Origin of the sequence: Streptomyces sp. 13-12-16, assembly GCF_002114215.1 — a bacterium.
Taxonomy (GTDB): domain Bacteria; phylum Actinomycetota; class Actinomycetes; order Streptomycetales; family Streptomycetaceae; genus Streptomyces.
In genome coordinates, this window is sequence record NZ_NCTE01000247.1 from 1 (window position 1) to 21,312 (window position 21,312).

Below are 21,312 nucleotides of genomic sequence, written 5' to 3' on the forward strand. Positions count from 1 at the left end.
AGGCGGGAGCGGACGGTGCCGACGGGAATGTCGAGGGCTTCGGCGATCTCCTGGTAGCCGAGGTCGGCCCAGGCGAAGAGCAGCAGGACGTGCCGGTCGCCCGCGGAGAGACGGGCCAGTGCCCCGGCCAGTGGGCGGGCGGCGGCCTCGGCAGCGAGGCGGTCGTCGGCGGAGTCGGTCCAGCTGTCCGCGACCGGGTCGTGGCCGGTGCGGGCGAGCAGTTTCAGTGCCCTGACCTCCTCCCGGCGGTGCCGGCTGATCTGCTTGGCGGCGATGCCGTACAACCAGGGCCGGACGCCGGCGCGGGCCGGGTCGAACCGGGCCCGTATCCGGAAGGCCGTCAAGAACGTCTCGGCGGTGACGTCGTCGGCCGCGTCCCGCCCGAGCCGCCGGGCGACGTACTGATGGATCGCCGGGGCGTGACGGTCGAAGAGCGCCGCGAAACGCTCGGGTTCCTCGAGTGAGGCCGCGATGAGCTCGGCGTCGCCGCCGGCCAGGTCGGTCATGGACGGTCCGTCCGTTGGTGGGGTCGGTGGGTGTCAGGATGGTGGGTGGTCACACCCTGTACTTGCCGAGTCGCCGCGAACGGGTTCACGCCGCCGCCCCGGGCACCGTACGCCTCATGACACCCACCCGATGAAAGAACAACGACGCCCGTCGCGGACGGGGTGGTCGGGTACGGCGTACGGGAACGGCCGTCCACCGAGGCCGACCCGCTGGAGCGGCCCGCCGTCGTCCGACCGTTGACCAGCGGCTCTGAGACACGAGGTCTCAAGCTCGCGTGCGGTACTGGGCTCGAGCCCGCGTCGACAGGGCCCCGGAGCAGACGGACCCGCGTGGGTCGGCCCGCCTGCCCCGGGGAGATGGAAGGACCGGCCGAAGGCCGTGTGAGGGTCGTGTCCGCCGACACCGTCATGCCCCTGTGGGCCGGGAAGAAGGGCGGCGAGGCGCGGCTCATGCTCACCACGTCGGGACCGGCACCGGTCGAGGTCTGGCGCTGGAAACTGGAACCGGGCGAGGAGTACCCCAGCCACCCGCACCAGACCGGCGTCGTGGAGACCGTCAGCGTCACAGCCGGGCGGATGGTGCTCGTCGTCGACGGCGCCGAGCATCCGGTCGACACCGGGCAGACCGCAACGTTCGACGGCGACGTCCCCCACACCTACCGCGGCTCGGGCACCGGGACATGCCACCTGATCATGACCGTCCACATTCCGCCCGCTCCCGGCACGGCGGCCTGACCAGCGCGTCACAAGGCGGCGCGGAGCTCAACGCCGTGCTCGGTGCAGAATGTGCCGCAGTCGGCCTCGCGCTGTTCCGTCGTTTCGCGATCCGGGCCCGAGAGCCGGCCCGTCGAGCCGGCGGGAGCCTGTCTGCCCTTCTCCTGGCGCACTGCGAACAGGGACGCCTTCCCGGGCTGGTTCATCGGGCAGCGTGACGACGCGCGGGACACGCGGTGGGAGGCTCGCCCGGCCACCGCGGACGCAGCAGTCCCACACGTTCGCCGGAGTACGTCCCTTGGCCCCCGGCCGGGGCCGTTGCCCAGGGGGCACCAGCGACACCACACGATCGCATGACGTACCCACTGGCTGATCGATTCGGTTCCCGGTCCCCCGTTGCGGGCTTCGCTCCCGGGTCGGTGTCCGGGTGCCCCGTCACGGCCCTTCGGGCGCCGTCTGCTGGAGGCCGGTGGGCGGCGTGTCGGGGAACAGGCGGGTGAGGTCGAAGACGGCGGGGTGCAGGTCGGCGGCCAGGAACAGCAGGCGCAGCGGCTGGCTGCACAGTCCCGTCACGGTCGTGCGGCGGTTCGGGCCGCCGGGCGGGCGGGGGGCGAAGAGGAGGTGGAGGCCGGCGGTGTCCATGAAGGCCGTGTGGTTCAGGTCCCACACAAGGGCGGTCACGTGTGCCGGCAGGGCGTCGGCGGCGGCGCGCAACGGGGGCAGGGTGTCGAAGTCGATGTCCCCGTACGGGGTGATGTGTGCGGACGTACCGTCGATGACTGTGACGATGTTCACGGCGGGCGCGCCCCCTTCCGGGGGGTTGATGAGCCCAAAGGCGAAGCACCCCCGGGGAAGGGGGCGAACGACGATGGCGGGGCCGGGTGCCCGGGATGGGGGCAACGCCCGACTCCCCGAAGGCCGGCACCGGAAGGTGTCGGCCGGTCTCGTTGTCCGTCCACCGTCGCACACTGCCGCGCGCGACCGCGACTCACTGTCAGAAAAACGCTGTGCGGCGGAGCCGGAGGAACGACACCGGGATGCGGGCGGGCGAGGCCCGTGCGTCGGTGCCGGAGAAGGCCGCGGCACAGGCCGGTGAACTCGAGCGGGCGGCAGGAGTGTCGCGCCGAGGGCCGGACCCTCTACAGCGGCTGTCGTCCGGTGAGGGCTTCGCCGGGGTCGTCGGCCAGGGCGAGGCGGGCAGTGATGCGTTTGCCCACCGGCTCACGCCGCGCCTCGAAACCCCGGGCGACGGCCATGACGATCTCCAGGCCGTGCTGGCCGACCCGGCCGGCGTCCGCGGCCCGGGCGATCGGCAGCACCGGATCGGAGTCCCACACCGACACCTCCACCGTGTCACCGGCGATGCGCAGGTCCATCAGCGCCGGACCGGGGGCGTACTTACGGGCGTTGGTGACCAGCTCACTGACCACCAACTGCGTCACGTCCATCGCGCGCCGGGAGACCGGCAGGCCGTACTCGGCCTGTACTCGGGCGAGAAAGCCGACGGCCAGGTGACGGGCCCGGGCGATACCCGCTCCGTCCCCGTCCAACACGAGCGTGGCCTGTATGGCCTTCTCCCCCGGCGTAGTACCGTCCCCGCCCACGGGCACTGCTGCCATCCCCGCCGCCCTCACTGCCCCGTTCATCACCCAGCGCGCATACCCACCCGTACGCGGCACACACCCCCCACCCCTTCCCCGACCGCCCGCACCGTCAAGGCCCTTGCCCGCACCGTGCAGGGCAGCACCGCGGGCACGGCCTGATGTGCCAGTATCACCCCCATGGCCGAGGAACATATGACAGACGCACAATCCACCGAGCAGGCGCCGCATCCCGGCAGCGGGCTCTCGGTCACCGCCACCACCGCCCACGACGCCTGCGTCCTGACACTGGCCGGTGAAATCGACCACGACACCGGCGAGACGCTCCGCCACGCCCTGGACCCCTCCCTCACCGGCCGGCCCCGCATCGTGGCCGACCTGCGGCAGGTCACCTTCATGGACTCCAGCGGCATCAACATCCTCCTCACGGCCCACCACACCGCCACCGCGGCAGGAGGCTGGCTACGACTTGCCGCGCCCACCCCCGCCGTACTGCGCACCCTGCAGATCGTCGGCCTCGACCAGATCATCGACTGCCGCCCCACCCTGCAGGACGCCCTCGACGGCTGACCGTTCGGCGCAACTCCCGATCATGGAAGATGCGTCGACGGCCAGTGGGGACGTGGCCGAGGACGACGATGGTCAAAGCGGTCGTCGTGCAGATGACGACGGTGCCTGTGAGACGTCCCGCGAACCGCCCGCATCCTCCCGGCCTCGCCGGACCGGAGTCAGACACGGGCGAGTTCGGCGGCGCCGAAGGAGACGTCGAATCGGTCACACCAAATGCTGACGCTGGTGTACCGAGTGGGGTCGACGTCTTCGGGCAGGGTGTAGTTCTGGCTGCCCTTATTGCCCTTGAGCCTGCCGAGGCTGACATATTGCCCGTCGTCGAAGACGTGCCAGCCGGCCTTCCCCTCCTTCACCGGTGCGTCGGTGAGCCACACGCGCAGATCGGGGCCGTTGCTGGTGTCGAGGTTCTCCAGCCGGACGATGCGGGAGCCGTCGGCAAGCCGTACGAGCTTCACCGTGCCCGATGTCGCGTGCTCGTGGCTGATCAGCTCACCGCTCGCCAGTGTCTGCGGCCCGGTCGGCGTGGTGGGCGTCGAGGAGGACGACGCCGCAGGAGGAGCGGAGGTTTCCGCCAATGGGGGCAGCGCCTCCTCGACGGTCCTGTCCTGCCACAGCTTCCATGGCTGGAACCAGTACAGCCCGAAGCCGCCTCCGACGGCCACAGCCACCAGCACCGTGATGACCAACGGTCGTGCCGGCACCTTCCGTACGCGTCCCATCTCCGCCTCGCCTCCTGGGGGTTCGTCCGTCCTGTCCCATTCAACGGAATCGGGCGGCCGTACTGCACCCCGCAGGAGATGACGAGATCCTTACGGCGCACCGTCATGCTCAGCGGTGTTCGGGGTTGTCCGCCTCCGGTCGGCAGCCGGCGTCCCATTCCGACCGCTGGTTTCCGTACGCCGGGATGCCTCCTGCGCGTTTGAGCAGGGCTGCCAGGTGCATCAGGTTCCAGGTCATGAAGGAGGTGTTGCGGTTGGTGAAGTCATTCCCCGGCCCGCCCGAACCGGGGTCCAGGTACGAGGGACCAGGCCCGGCCGCGCCGATCCAGCCCGCGTCCGCCTGCGGAGGGATCGTGTAGCCCAGGTGCTGCAGGCTGTAGAGGACGTTCATGGCACAGTGTTTGACGCCGTCCTCGTTACCGGTGATCAGACACCCTCCGACCCGCCCGTAATAGGCGTACTGCCCCTGGGTGTTGAGCAAGCTCGAGCAGCTGTACAGGCGCTCGATGACCTGTTTGGTGACGGAGCTGTTGTCGCCGAGCCAGATGGGCCCGGCCAGGACCAGGATGTCTGCGGCCATCACCTTCTCGTACAGCGTGGGCCAGGCGTCGGTGGCGAAGCCGTGCTCGGTCATGTCCGGGTAGACACCCGGTGCGATGTCCTGGTCGACCGCGCGCACGAGCTCCGTGGTCACCCCCCGCGCTTCCATGATCGCCCGACTCCTGTCGACGAGCCCCTGGGTGTGGCTGAGCTGGGGGGACGGCTTGAGCGTGCAGTTGACGAAGAGGGCGTGCAGGTCGTCGTAGCGGTAAACGTCCTCGGTGGACGGGGCGAGCGGTACTGCCATGGCGGACTCCCGGGAAGGAAGGCGGACGAATTCGGGAGGCGGCACTGCGCGCCGCCCCGACGGCAGCGTCTCGCGGAAAACGCGAATTGTCCTGTTTCGGCGCGTCGAATCAGTCGGTGACATCGGGAGTCGGTCTCGCCGGTGCGATGGCGCACTGCGTATGAACACCGGGCCCCACCGCCGTCCCCGACGCCTCACCGCCTCCCGTGCACGAGCCCGTCAGTGACCGGTCTGAGGGCTCGAGGTCAGCGGGGTCACTTCTCGACGATGGTGATGTCCTCGATCAGCCGGGTCATCCTGATGGTGTTGTTGTCAGTGATCTCGATGACCTGCTGCAGTCCGTGGAGGGACTCCTCCTGCCCTGAGAGGCGGAACTCTTCGTACTCACCGGCCAGGTAGGCGGGGAAGCAGCTCAGGGACGGACCGAAGAGGCGGATGTAGTCCGCGAGGCGACGGAACAGCTTCGGGAGGATCACCTGGTGCTCGGTGATGGAATCGAGCTTCTCGATTTTGGCCCCGCTCTCGAAGGTCACGTCCTTGGCCCACACGCTGTTGGGGGCCTTGGTGGCGCGTGCCTGCCGGGTGGTGTCGGCCATGTCGGCGCGCAGTTCTTCGGGAAGTTTGCTGTAGAAGGTCGGGTAGACCAGGCCGAGTTCAAGCAGTCGGTGGTTGGCGGTCTGGTGCAGGTGGTCGGTGGTCACGACGGTGCGTTCGCCGTTCTTGAGACCTGACGGCAAGTCGCCCCGGCCGACCAGGGCGATGCAGCGGCCGAACGTGTCGGCGCCGCTCGCGAGGATGAAGCCGGGTACGGTCTCCGGGGTCGAGGCGGTGACCTTCTCCTTTTCGTCCATGAGGACGGTGCCGAAGCCCAGCCAGGACAGCAACTCGTCGCGGGCGGCGCGAGCTCCCAGGTCCAGTGGCTGGTGGACCTCGTCGGGCCCGACCCCCTCGTAGTGGGTTTCCAGTGCGTCGATGGCGTCCATCCGGACCGTGCCGCCGCCACGGCTGTTGCGCTTGACCCGGTTCCTGCCGGGCACGTCGCACCAGAAGCCCGGGTCCTGGGGCAGGAAGGAGACGGTGTCGCCGTCGGGCCGGGTGTTGATGATCCGGTACGTCCCCTTGATTGCCAGCATGGGCATGGGCGTGGGCATGGGTGTCTCCAGTGGCGTGGGGGAGCATGTCGGGGATTATTGTCATTTCACAGGATGTGGAAATGCGGGAACGACCAGGTGACACGCGAGCAGCAGGGTGGCGCCGCGTGCGAACGGGTGAACGGTCCTTGTTTCGAGCTCGGCGGGACCCGCATGGTTCCAGGAGGAACCCCCGACCGTAGCCTCCCGACCGGAAAGCACCGGCGTGCGGATCGGCGGTCACCGCGACACAGCAAGCTGTCGAGCGATATCACGAGCTCAAGTTCAACACCTCAAAGAATTCCATGGGCCGGAATTGTTCGTCGCACGAAATGGGTTCCGGGTACGCCGTCCGGCTTAGCGGTCACAGGCTGCGGTGGCAAGCTTCGCAGGTGGCTGCAATAGTTCCGACGAGTGGGGCCACACAGGCGTAAGGTCATCGCAACGCGGCCATATCGGCCTGCCCGCTCAAAGTACGCAGGACACGTACGGGAAGGACCGCAGGCCGTTGTGCCGATTCCGACGCGCGGTCTGACAACACACCCGTCAATGATCGCCAACTCTCATCAAACCCAGCGGCAACGCCACTGGCGAGCAGCATCCTCCACGCATGGGCGGGATCGGGCCAGGCCCACAACCGTCCGCCGCGCCCTACGGGCCGATTCCCGGGAAGGTTCAGATATGGCAGTTTGTGTTCATCACATCAAACTACGTCCCGATGCGGACGAGAACGAATTCAATAAATTCGCCACCGAGGAGCTCCTCCCTGCCGCACGAACTTTCACGGACCGCAGGGCGGGACTGCATGCAGATCGACACTTGTTCCTCAGGGGGAGCACCGAAGGTCGAACCTACTTGTGGATCATCGAGTGGACTCACCCGGGAGGCGAAAGCAATGACTCGTTCGTCGTCTCCGTCGGGCCAAACCTTAAAACAAGACTCGACACCTTTGCTGTGCATACGTTCAAGCTCTACGCCACCATGGCGCGGTCCGGGAATGATTCCATCGTGACACCGACGCTCGATGTCCCCGATGAACTCAGAGACCCTCAAGGCTGGCTCGGCGAAGACGTCTGGAACGTGATGTGAATACACCATCGGGGCTCGATGGCCTCGATCTTCCGCGAGGGTCCGCCGACGGAGCCGGTGGGCCCTTCCGCCTTGTGGAGCCGGTGGTGGGCAGGAGCGGGGGCCGTCCGAGGGCGCCGGTGCTCTCGTGGCTCCGGGGCCAGTGGCGGGCGAGGCGGAGGATGCGGCGCCGGCCGCATCGCGGCGGCCACGAATATGGCATGGTCAAGGCCAGTTTCCCGCCCACCTGCCGGACAGCCCGCTTCCTGGAGGCGCGAAATCGGGCGCAGGCGCTTGCCGGAACGTGAGCAGAGCGCCATCGGGGACCTGGGAAACCCAGAACGGCCTACGGCGAACACATACAGCCAGGCCATGGCCCAAGTGGTGATCAAGGGTCTCAGGTGCTGTACTGGATCAAGGACCAATGAGTACTCAGAGCCTCTCGAACCCCTCGGAACCGCCGAACGCCGCCGATGCCGGCTGTTGATTTCGGAAGGTGGGACGAGGATGGCAGTACCTCGGTGGCGAAAACTCGTCGATCACATCCAAAGTGTGCCCGAGGGTGTCCATGAAACGAATCTGCCCGGTATCGGCTACCACAACCGGACGCAGTTCGGAAAGCAATTCGGCGAAGACGGACAGTCGCGGTGCGTCATGTTCAACTGGGACATGTACGCGGACGTGACTCCGGAGCACCTCGTACCCAAGACCAACGTCGAAGGAATGCTCCCCATGTCCAAGACCGTACTCCTGTCCCAGGTCAAACCCGGCGCGCACAACGACAGCGTCCTGGTCGTCCAGAAGGCCTTGGCGGCGGCCGTGGGACTCGACTCCAGCTCGGGCCCCGGCGTCTTCGGCCGGCTCACCCAGGACGCGTACGCCAGATGGCAGCGCCACCTGGGCTTCTCCGGCGCGCAGGCGGACGGAATCCCGGGGGAGGTATCGCTCAAGAAGCTCGGCGACCGCTTCGGTTTCAAGGTCGGTCCCGACGGCCACCAGCCACCGGGCGGCCGAGTGGTCTCCCCGGTGCCCAAGCACCACGTCACCTACCCCTTCGGGGTCAAGAACCCGCGCTACAAGGCCGGTTACCACACCGGGGACGACTACGCCGCGCCGGACGAAACCCCCGTGGTCGCCGTCCGCAACGGCACGGTCCGGTGGTCGAACGACAACGGGGGCGCGTACGGCCGCTGGATCGGCCTTCAAGCCGACAACGGCCGGGTCTACGTCTACTGCCACCTGTCGCACCGGGGCGCCGACGTGGGCCAGTCGGTCAAGGCGGGCCAGAGGATCGGCAAAGTCGGCAGGACCGGCGACGTCACCGGCCCGCACCTCCACTTCGAGGACCATCCGGCGGGCCCGTTCGTCTACGCCCAGTGCCGCAAGCCGTCGTGGTGAGCAGCCCACGGGAAACAACCGACGGTGATCCGCCCCTCCCCCGTCCGGGCAGGCGCCCGCTTCGCACGCGGTCGGCTCGTGGGACGTCCCGGGCTCAGCACGGCATGAGTGCTCCGACCGGTGTACGACCTTTGCACCTGTCCCCCGTGGGCACGGTGCGTGGCGGCCGCGGTCCTGTGGACGTCCATGCCGTCGGCGCTGTGCCGGTTCGCCGTGGTGACCGGTGTTCCGCTGGGGCTCGCCGGGCCCGAGTACGACGCGATGCCCCTTCCCGGCCCCGGCGTCGCGCACGCCCTTGATCGCACAGAGGACTCCTGATGCGCAGCGTGACCTGTTCGATGAACGTCTCACTCGACGGCTGCATCGCCGGGCCGGACGGCGGCTTCGACCGGGCGGCGCCCGACGAGGAGGTCTTCCGCTTCTGGACCGGCGAGATCCGGGAGGTCGGCGTTCACCTGATGGGACGACGGCTGTACGAGACGACGCTGTACTGGGAGACCGCCGACCAGGATCCCTCGCTCGACGACGCGTCGCTCGAACGGGCCGCGCTCTGGAAGCCGCTCCCCAAGGTGGTGTTCTCCACCACGCTGTCGACGGTGCAGGGCAACGCCCGCCTGGCCTCCGGCAGCCCGGCGGAGGAGATCGGGCTGCTGCGGACCGGGCCGGGGGCGGGCGACATCGCCATCGGCGGTGCGACTCTCGCCGCCGAGGCGGCCGCGTCGGGGCTGATCGACGAGTACCGGATCGTGGTCCACCCGGTGCTGGTGGGTGGTGGCGTTCCGTTCTTTCCCCGGCACGGGCGCCGGGTGGATCCCGAACTCGTCGGGACCCGCACCTTCAGCTCGAGATTCGTCCACCTCCACTACCGCGTGGCCCACTGACCGTTGCGGGAGACGAGGTCGTTGACGCCTGAGCAGGACCACATTCCGTCACAGCGACGAGTGCTGGAAGCTCGCGGTGCTCCTGGACGTTGTCTCCAGGCATGAAGATCGGTGAAGCTTCCAGAGTCAGCGGCGTGAGCGCGAGATCGCTGCGGCACTACGAGGACGAGGGCCTGATCGCCCCCGGCCGTTCCAGCAACGGCTTCCGCGACTACTGCCGGTCCACTGTCGACCGGGTGCTCGTCATCCGCTCACTACTGGAGTCCGGGCTGCCCGTGCGATTGATCAGGGAGGTCCTGCCGCACCTCACCGACGGATCCGATACCGGCGCCGACGTGGTGTGCGTGGAGTTCCTGCACGAAGTGCAGAGCTATCGCGATCGGCTCGCCGCTCGCATCGCCGTCCTCAACGATCAGCAGGCGGCACTCGACGCCTACCTTCGACAGGCCCGTCGCACTGATCCATGACTGCCGCTTGACCTTGACACAAGTGTCAGACTCCTACGTTCGGCGCATGGAGACCAACGAGCGGCGGCACACCGCTGAGCAGACGATGCGAGCACTGGTCCAGCGATCGCGCCGAGGACCGAAGGACCTGACCCTGACGACCGGTCATCGCCTCCCCACCCCGGGGCCCGGCGAGTACCTGATCCGCGTCGCCGCCGCCGGGATCAACTTCGCCGACGTCATGCAGACGCGTGGAACTTACGGAGCCGGTCCGCAAGCGCCGTACGTGGCGGGCTTCGAGGCCGCCGGCGAGATCGTGGGGGCCGGCCCGGACGTCGAGAGCCCGCTCCCGTCCGGCATGCACGTCGTCGGCACCGGCCCCGGCGCTTTCGCGCAGTACATGACAATGCCGGCCACGGGTGTGCTCCCCGTGCCTTCCGGCTGGAGCGACGCCTCGGCCCTCGGCCTGGTGCTGAACTGGACCACCGCCCTGGCGGCACTGAAACCGCTGGGTGGGATCGAGGCGGGTGAGACAGTCCTCGTACATGCCGCGGCCGGAGGCGTGGGGCAGGCCGCCGTCTGCCTCGCCGGCCACTACGGCGCGCGCGTGATCGCCACAGCGTCACCGGCGAAGCACGACACCGTCAAAGCGCTCGGCGCCGACGAGGTCCTGGACAGCCGGCGCCCCGATCTGGCCGAGGAGATCACCCGCCTCACCGGCGGGGTCGACCTGGTCCTGGAATCGGTGGGACAGGCCACGTTCGAGGCCAGCCTGTCGGTCACCAAACCCTTCACCGGACGCATCGTCGTGTTCGGCGCCGCTTCCGGCGACGCCACTCTGACCACGCACGACCTGGTCTTCACCCACCAGGTCCAGGTCAAGGGTCTGCACATCGGTGCGCTGGCGACTGCGGCGCCGTCCCTCTACCGGTCGTTGCTCGTCGAGATCGAGGCCCTCATCGCCTACGGCGTGTACACGCCCGGCACCCCCGAGGTCCACCCCTTGGCGGAGGGGGCGATGGTGCTGCAGGAACTCGAAGCGGGCCGGACCCACGGCAAGCACGCCCTCGATCCCTGGCGCTAGGAACCGTCTGGGACGGGCCGCCCACGGGACGGAACGGCTCCGGATCCACCGGACCCTGAACGCCGCTGAGGAGCCTTCCGCTCACCGTCCGACGGATTTGATCCGTCGGACGCGGTTCCCGTTCGGGTGATCCGGGCCTGACCACGAGCAAGTGCGTTACGCAGCGACGAATCGCTGGTACGCGCGTGGACCCATGAGTCTCTCGGCGGGTTCGGGTCATCGCCAGGACGGCACGTGACACCTGCCGGAGGACATGATGGATCGGCTTGCCGTCGCCGCTTCACCCATGCTGATCGGCTGACCGTGCCTCATGAGGGATGTGACATGTTGGACAGTGAACCGGACACCGTGCTGGGACCGTTCTCGTCTCCGGGCGCGCAAGCGACGCCGTGGGCGTCGGTGTCGGCGCTCCTCGACGAGGCGGAGGTGTGCTGGCTTTCCACGGTGCGGCCCGACGGGCGACCGCACGTGACGCCGTCGTCGGCGGCTCGGAGTCTGGACGGCGTGTGCTTCACCACGGGTGGTCAGGAGCGCAAGGCACGGAATCTCGAGCACGATTCCCGCTGTGTGCTGACGACTGGCACGAACCCCCTGACCGGTGTGGACGTGGTCATCGAGAGTGCCTGGTACCGGATGGGCGAGGCCGTCGTCGCCGGCGACATCGGGCCGTACCGAGTGGCCCCGGTTGTCGGGTTCGCTTTCGGCAAGCTGCCGACGTCCAGCCGGACCCGCTACACGTGGCCGAGTCGGTGACGATGACGCCCTCACTGCAGCAGAAGGTCCAGAGCCTGCTCGACGAACTCGTTGACACGGGGGCGGAAACCGGCGTGCAGGTCGCCGTTCACCACCACGGTGCTCTTGTCGTCGACGCTGTCGCCGGCACCGCCGACGGCCGGACCGGGCGCAGGGTGACTCCGGAGACCCCGTTCTTCAGCTTCTCCGCCGGCAAGGTCATGACGTCGCTGATCGCTCACCTGCTCGTCAGGACCGGTGATGTCGGGTACGACACACCAGTGGCCGACCTGTGGCCGGAGTTCGGTGCCCATGGCAAGGCGACCGCGACTCTTCGACACGTGCTCACCCACTCGGTCGGCGTGCCGGCGATGCCTCGTGGCATCGGCCCCGCCGATCTGACCGACTGGTCGCGGGTCTGCGCCGCGATCGCCGACGCCGAACCGCGGTGGCGCCCCGGGACCAGGACGGGATACCACTCGTTCACCTATGGCTTCCTCGTGGGCGAGGTCGCACGCCGGGCCACGGGCAGGCCGATGCGGCAGCTCTTGCACGAGTGGGTCACCACGCCCCTGGGCCTCGACGGTGACCTGTACTTCGCTGTGCCCCGAACCGACCTGGCCCGGCTGGCCCGCCTCGAGGACTCCGCACCGCACCCGGCCGCCCCGCCCGACGGCGATTCCGTCCTCGCGCCCTGGGAAATGCGGCCGACCGCCGCCATGGGCAACAGTCATGCGATCCTGCAAGCGGACATCCCGTCGGTCGGCACCTTCACCGCGCGGGGAATCTCTGCCGTGAATGCCGCGCTCCTCGACGGCCGGCTCATCGGTTCGCACCGGCTCGAGGAGTTGACGGCCGTGTCCTTCGAGGGCACCGACCAGGTCTTCGGCAACCATGTGCGGCTGGCCCTGGGCTATCCGATCGGCCGCATCGGTACTCGGCCGGACGAGACACCCACCACGTTCGGCTGGGTCGGTGGCGGCGGCAGCTACGTCTGCGCCGACACCGCCACCGGCATCTCCTTCGCCATGACCAAGACCCGTCTCACCCCCCACTTCGACACCGCACAACGACTCGCGGACCTGACCACAGCCGAGATCGCCCCACGTGCTTGAGTCCCGGCACCGCGAAGCCTTCCTCGGATCGTCCCCGGGTCTTCTTCTTCGTCGCTTCGATCTCTTCGAGAGGCGCGGCATGTGCTCGGCACAGGTCCAGCGTGACCGTTCTCCCGCCGTCCACCGTGATCTCGTACGACTTCGCCGGAGTCCGGCGGTCGATGTCTCAGGCGGTGATCCCGGCCTTCATCGTGGGGCAGCTTTCGCCGACTCCGAGGACTCGACCGTCGCATCGTGCGGGACGACGATCTCGTTCCCTGGGCCGTGGATCCCGAGCACCGTCAGCGGTATCAGATCGCCGTGCTCCGGGCCGAGGCACGGCACCGGGCCGGCATGTCTCTCGACGAGGACCGCTCCAGACGGCTTCGCTCCTGGCGCTTGATGCTCGAAAAGCCGTCGCCGCGGGCGGCAGCGATGACGCGTGCCCACGGGCAGCTCGGCCCGCTGCTGGTGCGCGCCGTGCGCTCCGACTGTGACCATGCGGAACGAACCGTGAAAACGGCTCGGGCGGCACCCGCGCGGTGAGTGCGGGTGCCGCCCGAAGCGACGTCGAGGGCGAGGAAAGCGAAAGAGCTTGTTCAGGAAGGATGTGAGAAGGAAGCCCTTTCATGGCCTCGCCGTGGACAAGGCTAGCACTCAGCCCGGGATCAGGTCGCGCAGATTCTCAAGGGTGATGATCCGGGAGTCCGGGTGCAGCCCTTCGGGACGTTCGAGACCGATGTACGTCACGGGTTCGTCCGGGACCGGCCCGCCGTCCCACAGTTCCACGGCCGTGGTGTCACCGGCCATCAGGTCGATCAGGTACCGCACCGTCAGCTGTTCGCGTTCCACCACGGCGCGCACCACCTTGGACACCGACAGCTGGTTCTCCTCGACCCGGTTGGCCGACGAGACGCCCTTCAGATACAGGTGCAGCCACTTCGCGCGCCACCGGCCGTCGTCCTCGCGCCGGAACACCAGTGGCAGCGCCACCCGGCCCGTTCCGCGGAGCTCCGACTTCATGCGTACCGTGCGCGGTTCGAACGGCCGGCCTCTCTGCTCGCGGTCGCGCAGCATGAAACCGAAGAACGACTCCTCGACCTCCTCGAAGCCCTCGCCGGCGTAGATGTTGACCTGCGGAACGATGAATGCGCCGCGCACCCGGTCCAGGGACAGGCTGATGAATTCCGAGGCCCCGTCGGGCGCCTCGGTGACATCGCCCGAGTGCTCGCCCCCGACGGCCTTGAGGGACGTGTAGGAGAGCCAGGAGTCGGTGCTGTAGTCGGCGTGGAGAAGCAGCGCCGAGAGGTCGTAGTCGGTCCGGTGCCCGGTCTCCTTCCAGTACACGAAGAAGCGCAGTTGTTCGCCGTCGACCGCCGAGAGCGAACCTCGCGGCAGTACGCCGAGCCCGGTCGCGGTCGCCCTGCCGCTGAGCGGGAGCGCCACGTCGAGGATGTCGGGGCCGAGCAGCAGCCGGCCCGGTGCCGGGAGCCTGCGGCGCGTCTCGGCGTCGAGGGCCGCGATCAGACGATCGCGGTCGGCGGCGGGGACCGGCCGCCGGGCGTCGGGGGCGGCCCAGCCCCGGCCCCGGCGATTGACGAAGATCCGGGGTTCGCCGGTCTCCCGCTCCCGGTTCCGGAAGTGCTCGCGGACCGAGAGCACGACCCGGCCGGAGACCTCGGGAGCGACCTGTACCGCGGCGTCCACCACCGCGTCCCGCTGCTCCCGGTCGGCGGCGATGCGCAGCAGGTGGTCCAGGGCGCGGAACAGCTTGCCGGGCGCGGACTTCAGCAGTCGTACCGCACCGAGGACGTCGAACTCGTCGAGCAGCTCCTCGACACGGCTGTCGAAGGACCGCGCCTCCTTCTCGCCCCGCGCCACGGCGAACACATCGGCGGCGTGTGGCCAGCGCGGGTACTCGTGCGGGTGGAGACGCTCACCGAGCCGCTTGAAGGGCTCGCGGTGCGCGTGCACATCGGCCAGTCTGGCGGGGTTCGCCGCGACCACGGCGTCGAGGCCCGCGAGCAGCGCGCGGCGGACCGGCCGCGAGAGAGCCCGGAACCGGGTCGGCTCCTGCAGCGTCACGTCGCCGCCCGACAGCGCGCAGGCCAGCCGCAGCACATCGGTGACGGTGTCCAGCAGGAGGTCCGCGCCGACAGCGAGACGGGCCTTGTTGACGACCGCCCGGTTCTCCCGGACCGGGATCGACTCCGGCTGGGGGCCGGGCGCGCACCGTTCGGCGAGGATCGCGAGGTCGCGCAGACGGTCCTCGCCCAGTGGCGTCGTACTGCCCGCCAAGGCCAGGTACAGGTCCGTGAGTTCGTCGTCCAGGTCCCGCCCGAGGTGCAGGACGGTCACCCGGTCGCCCGCCGAGGCGATCAGCTCGTCCTGCGCCGCGAGCATCTCCTCGTAGGTGTGCTGGTAGCGGCCGTACGTGGGGAGGCTGAGCAGGTCCAGCACCCCGTGTGCCAGTTGCGTCAGCACGTTCTTCCGCGACGTGTCGTCGGCGAGCGCCTTCGTCACACACCGCATCCAGAACTCTTCGGTGTCCGGCACGTTCGCCGGAAAGTCGATGAAGTACGAGTTGTGCCGGACGTGGTCGCCCACCATCTCGCTCACGGTGCGCAGCGTCCGCCTGGCGGTGTGCACGACCGCGGCCTCGGACAGCCCGGACAGCCGCTCCAGCAGCTTCGCCGAGAGCTTGAAGCCCACGGATGCCAACGCCGCGTCGAACTGCCGCGCGGCGGTGGCTCCTTCGCCCGCGGAGCCCCGGGGGGAGGGAAGGCGGTGGGTGTGCCGGATGACCAGCGATTCGAGACTGTGCGCCATTCGGGGATGATCGCAGAGGTGTGCGAGGCGGTGCACAGGAGTTTTCGTACGTGCCCCGGCGTCGTGATCACCCCCGTCCCCAGGGGGAGGGCCTGCTCTTTCGGTTCAGGTCGGGGAGCGGCGGCCGTCGGCCTCGAAGAGGGGGTCCGGCCCGGACCACTGCCGAGTACACCGGCACCCGGCCCGGTGGCGGCACGTCGTCCTGGCCGTGGCTGCCGTCCACCTGACAGCCGTCCGGGCCGGCGCCGGTGAGGAGGGGGGACGGCCACGTCCTGATCCGGTGGGGTGCGAGCGGGATCCGCTGCCTGTCGAGCAGGTCCGTTCGCACCGCCCGGTACGAAGCCGGTCGCTTCCCGCACCGGTCCCGTCGGCGTCGCGCTCTTCGAGGGCCGGCGCTTTTCCGTGCGCGAGTCGGCGAGGCCGGCGGTGCGCGGCCCGTACAAGCCCCGGACGGGAAGAGTGACGCAAGCCATAGCAACACACTGTCCGATCGGTCAGTTCTGACCGATCGGACAGTTATGGTTGAGGAATGGCACGCTCCGCCTCCGCCATGCGCGGTCAGATCCTGGAGTCGGCACTGCGGCTGTTCGCCGTGCACGGCTTCCGCGGCACCTCGTTGCAGGACATCGCCTCCGACGTGGGCTGCTCGAAGGCGTCGCTCCTCTACCACTTCGCCGGCAAGGAAAAGATCTTCACCGAACTGCTGACCCCTGCCCAGGACGCCCTCGCCGCGCTGCTCGACCGCGTGGCCGGGCTGGAGGGCGGCCGGCTGGTGGAGGAGACCGTCGTCGGATACGTCGACCTGACGCTGCGGTTCCGCCGCGAGATCCGGCTCCTCTTCGAGGACATCGCCGAGATGTCCTGCCACCAGGACCTCAACGTCATCGAGTTGGCGGACCGGCTGCTGGACGCGCTGGCCGGCCGCTCGCAGCGGGCACCGGCCCGGGTGGCGGCGTGGATGGTGCTGGGCGGTGTCTTCATCACCGGCGCCACCGATGACGAGGTGGCACCGGACGAGGTGCTGCGTGCCGAAATGATCCGCAGTGCGCTGCGGACGCTTGACCACACCCCCAGTTGACCCCCTAACGGAAAGACCCCTCCTCCATGGCGACCTTGCTGTACCGGCTCGGGCGGTTCTCCTTCCGCAGAAGAGGCCGAATAGCCGCGGTCTGGCTGCTCCTGCTGACCCTGCTGGGCATCGGAGCCGCCACCCTGATGGGCCCGACCAGCGACAAGTTCTCCATGCCGGGCACCGAGTCCCAGCGGGCGCTGGACGACCTCGACCGGCAGTTCCCGCAGGCCGGCGGGGCGACCGGCGCCATCGTCGTCGCCGCGCCCGAGGGTGAGAAGCTCTCCCCCACCGCGGTGGCACCCGTGGTGAAGGAAGTCTCCGGGATCGACGGCGTCACCGCCGCCATGGACCCGTTCCAGGCCGGCTCCGTCTCCCAGGACGGCCGTTACGCCCTGATCCAGGTGCAGTTCGACAAGGCCGCCGACGAGGTCACCGACGAGCAGAAGGCGGCCTACGAGGCCGTCGGCGCCGACGCCGAGGGCCTGCGGATCGAGCACGGCGGCGAGGTCATGGGCGGTGAGGTGGAGGTCGGCTCCACCGAGGCGCTCGGCGTCCTGGTCGCCGCGGTGGTCCTGGTCGTCACCTTCGGCTCGCTGGTCGCCGCCGGCATGACCCTGCTGAACGCGCTGATCGGCGTCGCGGTCGGCATGGCCGGCCTCTTCTCCCTGACCGGTGTCATCGAACTGACCTCCACCGCCCCCATCCTGGCGCTGATGCTGGGCCTGGCCGTCGGCATCGACTACTCGCTCTTCATCACCTCCCGCTACCGCCAGTACCTGGCCGAGGGCCTCCAGCCCGAGGAGGCCGCCGGCCGCGCGACCGGCACCGCCGGCTCCGCCGTCGTCTTCGCCGGTGCCACCGTCGTCATCGCCCTGGCGGGCCTCTCCGTCGTCGGCATTCCCTTCCTGAGCGTGATGGGCCTGGCCGCAGCGGGCACCGTCGCCGTCGCCGTGCTGGTCGCCCTCACCCTGCTGCCGGCCTTCCTCTCCTTCGCCGGCGACAGGATCCTGCCGCGCAAGCAGCGCCGCGCGGGCGGAAAGCCCGCCGAGGAGAGCGCCGTCACCGAGGGCTTCGGCTTCACCTGGGGCCGGCTCGTCACCAGGCTGCGCGTACCGCTCCTGGTCGTCGGCATCCTCGGCCTGGGCGCGCTCGCCCTCCCGGCCCAGGACATGCGCATGGCCCTCCCGGACGCGGGCACCGCCGCCGAGGGCTCCCCCGCACGAGAGGCGTACGACCTGACGTCCGAGGGCTTCGGCGAGGGCTTCAACGGCCGTCTCATCGCCGTCGTCAACGGTGAGGACGCGCGGTCCACCGGGGCGGCCGCCGAGAAGGCCACCGCGCTCATCAAGGACACCGACGGCATCCTGGCCGTGGCCCCGCCGCAGCTGAACGAGCAGGGCACCACCGCCCTGCTGGCCGTCATCCCCGAGGCCGGCCCGACCGCCGTCGCCACCGAGGACGCCGTCCACGACATCCGCGACCGGGTCGCGGACATCGAGGGCGCCGACATCGCCCTCACCGGCGCGACCGCCCTGGGCATCGACGTCTCGGAGAAGCTCGCCGACGCCCTGCCGGTGTATCTGCTCCTGGTGGTGGGCCTGTCCATCCTGCTGCTCATGCTGGTCTTCCGGTCGGTCCTGGTACCGCTGAAGGCGGCCCTGGGCTTCCTGCTCACCGTGGGCGCGACCTTCGGCATCACCGTCGCCATCTTCCAGGAGGGCCACCTCGCCGGCCTGGTGGGCGTCGACACCCCCGGCCCGCTGGTGAGCTTCCTGCCGATCCTGCTCATCGGCATCCTGTTCGGCCTCGCCATGGACTACGAGGTCTTCCTCGTCTCCCGCATGCGCGAGGACTTCGTCCACGGCGCCGACCCGCAGGCGGCCATGGTCAGCGGCATGGGCCACAACGCCCGCGTCGTCACGGCCGCCGCGCTCATCATGACGTCCGTGTTCGGAGGCTTCGTCCTGATGGACGACCCGATCATCAAGTCCATCGGGTTCGCCCTCGCCGTCGGCGTGGTCATCGACGCCTTCGTCGTCCGCATGGCGCTGGTACCGGCGGTGATGTCACTGCTCGGCCGTGCCGCCTGGTGGCTGCCGGGGCCCGTCGACAAGGCCCTGCCCGACCTCGACATCGAGGGTGAGAAGCTGAACCGGCGGCTGGACGCGGAGACACGCGACGAAACCCCCGTCCCGGTCTAGACCCGCACACCGGACCGCAGTTCGGAGGACGGGGCCCGCACAGCGGTCCCCGTCCTCCTTCGCTCCCCCGCCCTTTCCGGCCGCCTCGGGGAACACACCGTCTCCGTGATCCCCGACGAGGGGACGAAACGGTGACGGAGGGCGTGGGACACGGGTCACATGTTCCCGGCGCACCGCAGGATCGCGTGCACGTCCTCCTCGAACCGCAGGCGCCGGACGGGCGAGCGCCGGTATCCGACCGGGAACGAGAAGGTGGATCGGGCTCCGGTGCGGTGTGCGACGTCGACCATCACCGCCGTGTCCAGCCTGGGCAACTGCCCGAGCAGGAGCGGGAGGACCCAGCCCCATGTGCGCGAGTCGACGGCGTTCCCGTAGACCAGAGCCGCGCACCGGTGCGTTCCCAGCTTTTCCCGCAGGGCACCGGCGAAAGAGCGGGCGGAACGTGGACCGTCCCAGTCGACGTGCTCGCTCAGTTCGCCGGAGTCCACCTGCGCCACGACGGCATCGCCGCCGTCACGGAGCGTGATCCACTGCAGTCGGACGCCCCTTCGGCGGGTCCACGTCCGGGGAGCGGTCCGTACGGCCGCATCGAGGACTTGGATGCAGTCCGCGCGCACGTGAGCCGGAAGAGATCCGAGTTCGGCCAGGATCGCCTCGCCCCCCGTCGCCATGCCCGCCCCCCCAACACGGTGTGATCCTGATCGGCCATAGGGTAACGCGGCCCTGATCCGGCATCGGTTCGCCACGGACGCCTCGCCCCCGATTGGCGGCGGCGACAGGGCACACACAGACTGGACACAGGAGTGGTCTCCGGCGGTGGTCCGACCGGGAGGAGACTCAGGTGTTCGGACAGGTGCGAGCGATTTCCGACAACGGTTCGATCTTTATGATCAAAGTCAGTGTCTACGGTGATGATCTGACCGAGCTCGATCACGTTTTCACCGACGAAGAGGGACGGTACAGCGTGGCGATCGCCGCAGGCGAAACCGTCACCGTTCGGTTCGACACCCACCATTCACTCACCAATGCCGAGGACTGGCAGCCGTCGCTGGTCGCGAACGTGATCACCAGCGACGAGACACCCCTGGACCGCTGCCTGCTTCCGGCGGGCCAGGATTTCGGCGCGGCGTCGAACATGGACGCCCTGAACGGGTTCGCGCTCGCGGCGGCGGTGGACGAGGGCGAGGAGTACGCCGCGACAGCGGTGAGGCGCCTCACGAGGCTCAAGCAACCGGACCCGGTGCTCCAGGGACTCCAGCAAAGGCTTCTCGACCACTTCGGCGAACCGGCTTGAGCCCATGCACCTCCGCCACGCGACCACGCACGACGCGCCGACGGCCGGGTGGTGGCCGCGGTGCTGGAGGGACCGCGCCTGCGTCGCGGCCGTGAGGTGGTCAAGGTGAAGCAGGTCATCGAACCGCTCCGGCAACTCCCGCACGCCCGCTGAACCGGCCCGGCGGAAATCGGCTGCCGGCTCCCCCCGCTTCCGAGCGTGACGACCGCGCCGCGCCCTCCATTTTCGTCTCCTTGACGAAAATAGAGCTCCCCATTATCGTCAGCGGGACGAGAAAGAGGGAGGTCCCGTGGCCGACATCACCCGGCGTCTGGGCTGGCGCCACCTGCGTTCCACGCCCACGGCACACATCCGTCACCACCGCGGCGGCAAGCTGGTGCACGACGGGCCAGGACTCGGCTTCTGGTTCCGTCCGTTGACCGCAGCGCTCTCCGAGGTGCCGGTCGAGGACCGTGAGCTGGCCATGACCTTCCGCGCCCGCACGGCCGATTTCCAGGACGTGTCGGTGCAGGCGACCGTCACCTACCGGATCGGCGACCCGGCACTCGCCGCCGCCCGCCTGGACTTCTCCGTCGACCCCGACACCGGGGCCTGGCGCGGGGCCCCGCTGGAGCAATTGGGCACACTGCTCACCGAGACGGCCCAGCAGCACGCGCTGGACGTGCTGGCCCGCACCCCGCTGTCCACGGCGCTGGTCGACGGGGTGGCCGCGGTGCGCGACCGGATCGCGGCGGGTCTCGGCGCCGAGCCCCGGCTGCCGGCCACCGGGATCGAGGTGGTGGCCGTACGGGTCATGGCGGTGCGTCCCGAGGCGGAGGTGGAGCGCGCGCTGCGTACGCCCGCCCGGGAGCTGATCCAGCAGGAGGCCGACCGGGCGACGTACGAGCGGCGGGCCGTCGCCGTCGAGCGCGAGCGCGCCATCGCCGAGAACGAACTGGCCAGCCGGATCGAACTCGCCCGCCGCGAGGAACGGCTGGTGGAACAGCGCGGGACGAACGCGCGCCGTGAGGCGGAGGAGAGCGCGGCGGCGGACCGGGTGCGCGCGCAGGCCGAGGCGGCGCGCACGGTCAAGCTCGCCGAGGCCGAGGCCGCCCGTTCGGTGGCGCTCGCCCGCGCGGAGGCCGAG

At 69.4% G+C, this 21,312-nt stretch carries 22 protein-coding genes and 1 pseudogene; 15 read left to right on the forward strand and 8 right to left on the reverse strand.

The features are described 5' to 3' along the window. Positions 1-506: RNA polymerase sigma factor (locus B7767_RS11015; protein ID WP_085572041.1), on the reverse strand; the 506-nt coding region annotated here is incomplete at its 3' end. Between the two features lie 357 nt (positions 507-863). Here B7767_RS11015 and B7767_RS11020 point away from each other — a divergent pair. After that, positions 864-1,241, forward strand: a pseudogene (locus tag B7767_RS11020) (cupin domain-containing protein); the annotation flags it as partial. Positions 1,242-1,655: 414 nt separating this feature from the next. On the opposite strand, the gene B7767_RS11025 reads toward B7767_RS11020, so the two are convergent. Beyond that, positions 1,656-2,015 carry an STAS domain-containing protein gene (locus tag B7767_RS11025; protein ID WP_085572042.1) on the reverse strand — a complete coding sequence of 120 codons (360 nt, stop codon included), beginning with the start codon at positions 2,013-2,015 and terminating at the stop codon, positions 1,656-1,658. A gap of 344 nt (positions 2,016-2,359) precedes the next feature. Beyond that, the gene (locus tag B7767_RS11030; RefSeq protein ID WP_085572043.1) at positions 2,360-2,839 is read right to left on the reverse strand and encodes an ATP-binding protein; all 480 of its coding nucleotides are present in this window, start codon (positions 2,837-2,839) and stop codon (positions 2,360-2,362) included. 177 nt (positions 2,840-3,016) lie between these two features. On the opposite strand from B7767_RS11030, the gene B7767_RS11035 reads away from it, so the two are divergent. Continuing rightward, positions 3,017-3,391 carry an STAS domain-containing protein gene (locus B7767_RS11035; RefSeq protein WP_256923396.1) on the forward strand — a complete coding sequence of 125 codons (375 nt, stop codon included), beginning with the start codon at positions 3,017-3,019 and terminating at the stop codon, positions 3,389-3,391. Positions 3,392-3,549: 158 nt separating this feature from the next. On the opposite strand, the gene B7767_RS11040 is transcribed toward B7767_RS11035, so the two are convergent. From B7767_RS11040 to B7767_RS11050, 3 genes are all read right to left on the reverse strand, one after another. Continuing rightward, entirely contained in the window at positions 3,550-4,110 is a 561-nt protein-coding gene (locus tag B7767_RS11040; protein ID WP_085572045.1) for a DM13 domain-containing protein, read from the reverse strand. 109 nt (positions 4,111-4,219) lie between these two features. Further along, entirely contained in the window at positions 4,220-4,957 is a 738-nt protein-coding gene (locus B7767_RS11045; RefSeq protein WP_085572046.1) for a flavodoxin family protein, read from the reverse strand. A 254-nt stretch (positions 4,958-5,211) separates the two neighbouring features. Next, positions 5,212-6,096 (reverse strand): hypothetical protein, encoded by an 885-nt coding sequence (locus B7767_RS11050; RefSeq protein ID WP_085572059.1) that lies wholly within the window; start codon positions 6,094-6,096, stop codon positions 5,212-5,214. Positions 6,097-6,768: 672 nt separating this feature from the next. Here B7767_RS11050 and B7767_RS46305 point away from each other — a divergent pair. From B7767_RS46305 to B7767_RS11090, 9 genes are all read left to right on the forward strand, one after another. Continuing rightward, complete coding sequence (locus B7767_RS46305; RefSeq protein WP_218775786.1) at positions 6,769-7,176, forward strand: hypothetical protein; 408 nt, start codon at positions 6,769-6,771, stop codon at positions 7,174-7,176. 486 nt (positions 7,177-7,662) lie between these two features. Further along, positions 7,663-8,553, forward strand: a complete 891-nt coding sequence (locus tag B7767_RS11055) for a peptidoglycan DD-metalloendopeptidase family protein (protein WP_256923397.1) — start codon at positions 7,663-7,665, stop codon at positions 8,551-8,553. A 159-nt stretch (positions 8,554-8,712) separates the two neighbouring features. Further along, positions 8,713-8,871: a hypothetical protein gene (locus B7767_RS11060; protein WP_179167107.1), complete on the forward strand. Its 159-nt coding sequence runs from the start codon at positions 8,713-8,715 to the stop codon at positions 8,869-8,871. Next, a complete protein-coding gene (locus B7767_RS11065) occupies positions 8,871-9,434 on the forward strand; it encodes a dihydrofolate reductase family protein (RefSeq protein ID WP_085572048.1) in 564 nt (187 codons plus the stop codon). Before B7767_RS11060 ends, B7767_RS11065 begins: the two co-directional genes overlap by 1 nt. A 101-nt stretch (positions 9,435-9,535) precedes the next feature. Further along, positions 9,536-9,901, forward strand: a complete 366-nt coding sequence (locus B7767_RS11070; RefSeq protein ID WP_085572049.1) for a MerR family transcriptional regulator — start codon at positions 9,536-9,538, stop codon at positions 9,899-9,901. A 46-nt stretch (positions 9,902-9,947) separates the two neighbouring features. Next, entirely contained in the window at positions 9,948-10,964 is a 1,017-nt protein-coding gene (locus B7767_RS11075; RefSeq protein ID WP_085572050.1) for an NADPH:quinone oxidoreductase family protein, read from the forward strand. A 324-nt stretch (positions 10,965-11,288) separates the two neighbouring features. After that, complete coding sequence (locus B7767_RS11080) at positions 11,289-11,717, forward strand: pyridoxamine 5'-phosphate oxidase family protein (RefSeq protein ID WP_085572051.1); 429 nt, start codon at positions 11,289-11,291, stop codon at positions 11,715-11,717. Beyond that, on the forward strand, positions 11,714-12,811 hold the full coding sequence (locus B7767_RS11085) for a serine hydrolase domain-containing protein (protein ID WP_085572061.1): 1,098 nt from the start codon (positions 11,714-11,716) through the stop codon (positions 12,809-12,811). The genes B7767_RS11080 and B7767_RS11085 overlap by 4 nt, the downstream gene beginning before the upstream one ends. A 234-nt stretch (positions 12,812-13,045) precedes the next feature. Next, entirely contained in the window at positions 13,046-13,336 is a 291-nt protein-coding gene (locus B7767_RS11090) for a hypothetical protein (protein ID WP_085572052.1), read from the forward strand. Between the two features lie 111 nt (positions 13,337-13,447). On the opposite strand, the gene B7767_RS11095 is transcribed toward B7767_RS11090, so the two are convergent. Further along, a complete protein-coding gene (locus B7767_RS11095) occupies positions 13,448-15,619 on the reverse strand; it encodes a TerD family protein (protein ID WP_085572053.1) in 2,172 nt (723 codons plus the stop codon). A gap of 529 nt (positions 15,620-16,148) precedes the next feature. Here B7767_RS11095 and B7767_RS11100 point away from each other — a divergent pair. Together B7767_RS11100 and B7767_RS11105 are read left to right on the forward strand one after the other, a co-directional pair. Beyond that, complete coding sequence (locus B7767_RS11100; protein WP_085572054.1) at positions 16,149-16,697, forward strand: TetR/AcrR family transcriptional regulator; 549 nt, start codon at positions 16,149-16,151, stop codon at positions 16,695-16,697. A 26-nt stretch (positions 16,698-16,723) separates the two neighbouring features. Next, positions 16,724-18,892, forward strand: a complete 2,169-nt coding sequence (locus B7767_RS11105; protein WP_085572055.1) for an MMPL family transporter — start codon at positions 16,724-16,726, stop codon at positions 18,890-18,892. Between the two features lie 155 nt (positions 18,893-19,047). On the opposite strand, the gene B7767_RS11110 is transcribed toward B7767_RS11105, so the two are convergent. Beyond that, on the reverse strand, positions 19,048-19,563 hold the full coding sequence (locus B7767_RS11110) for a hypothetical protein (protein ID WP_085572056.1): 516 nt from the start codon (positions 19,561-19,563) through the stop codon (positions 19,048-19,050). 170 nt (positions 19,564-19,733) lie between these two features. Between B7767_RS11110 and B7767_RS11115 the strand changes: the two genes are divergently transcribed. Together B7767_RS11115 and B7767_RS11120 are read left to right on the forward strand one after the other, a co-directional pair. After that, on the forward strand, positions 19,734-20,186 hold the full coding sequence (locus B7767_RS11115; protein WP_085572057.1) for a hypothetical protein: 453 nt from the start codon (positions 19,734-19,736) through the stop codon (positions 20,184-20,186). A 289-nt stretch (positions 20,187-20,475) separates the two neighbouring features. Then, positions 20,476-21,312 (forward strand): SPFH domain-containing protein (locus B7767_RS11120; RefSeq protein WP_085572058.1); only part of this gene is annotated, 837 nt, incomplete at its 3' end.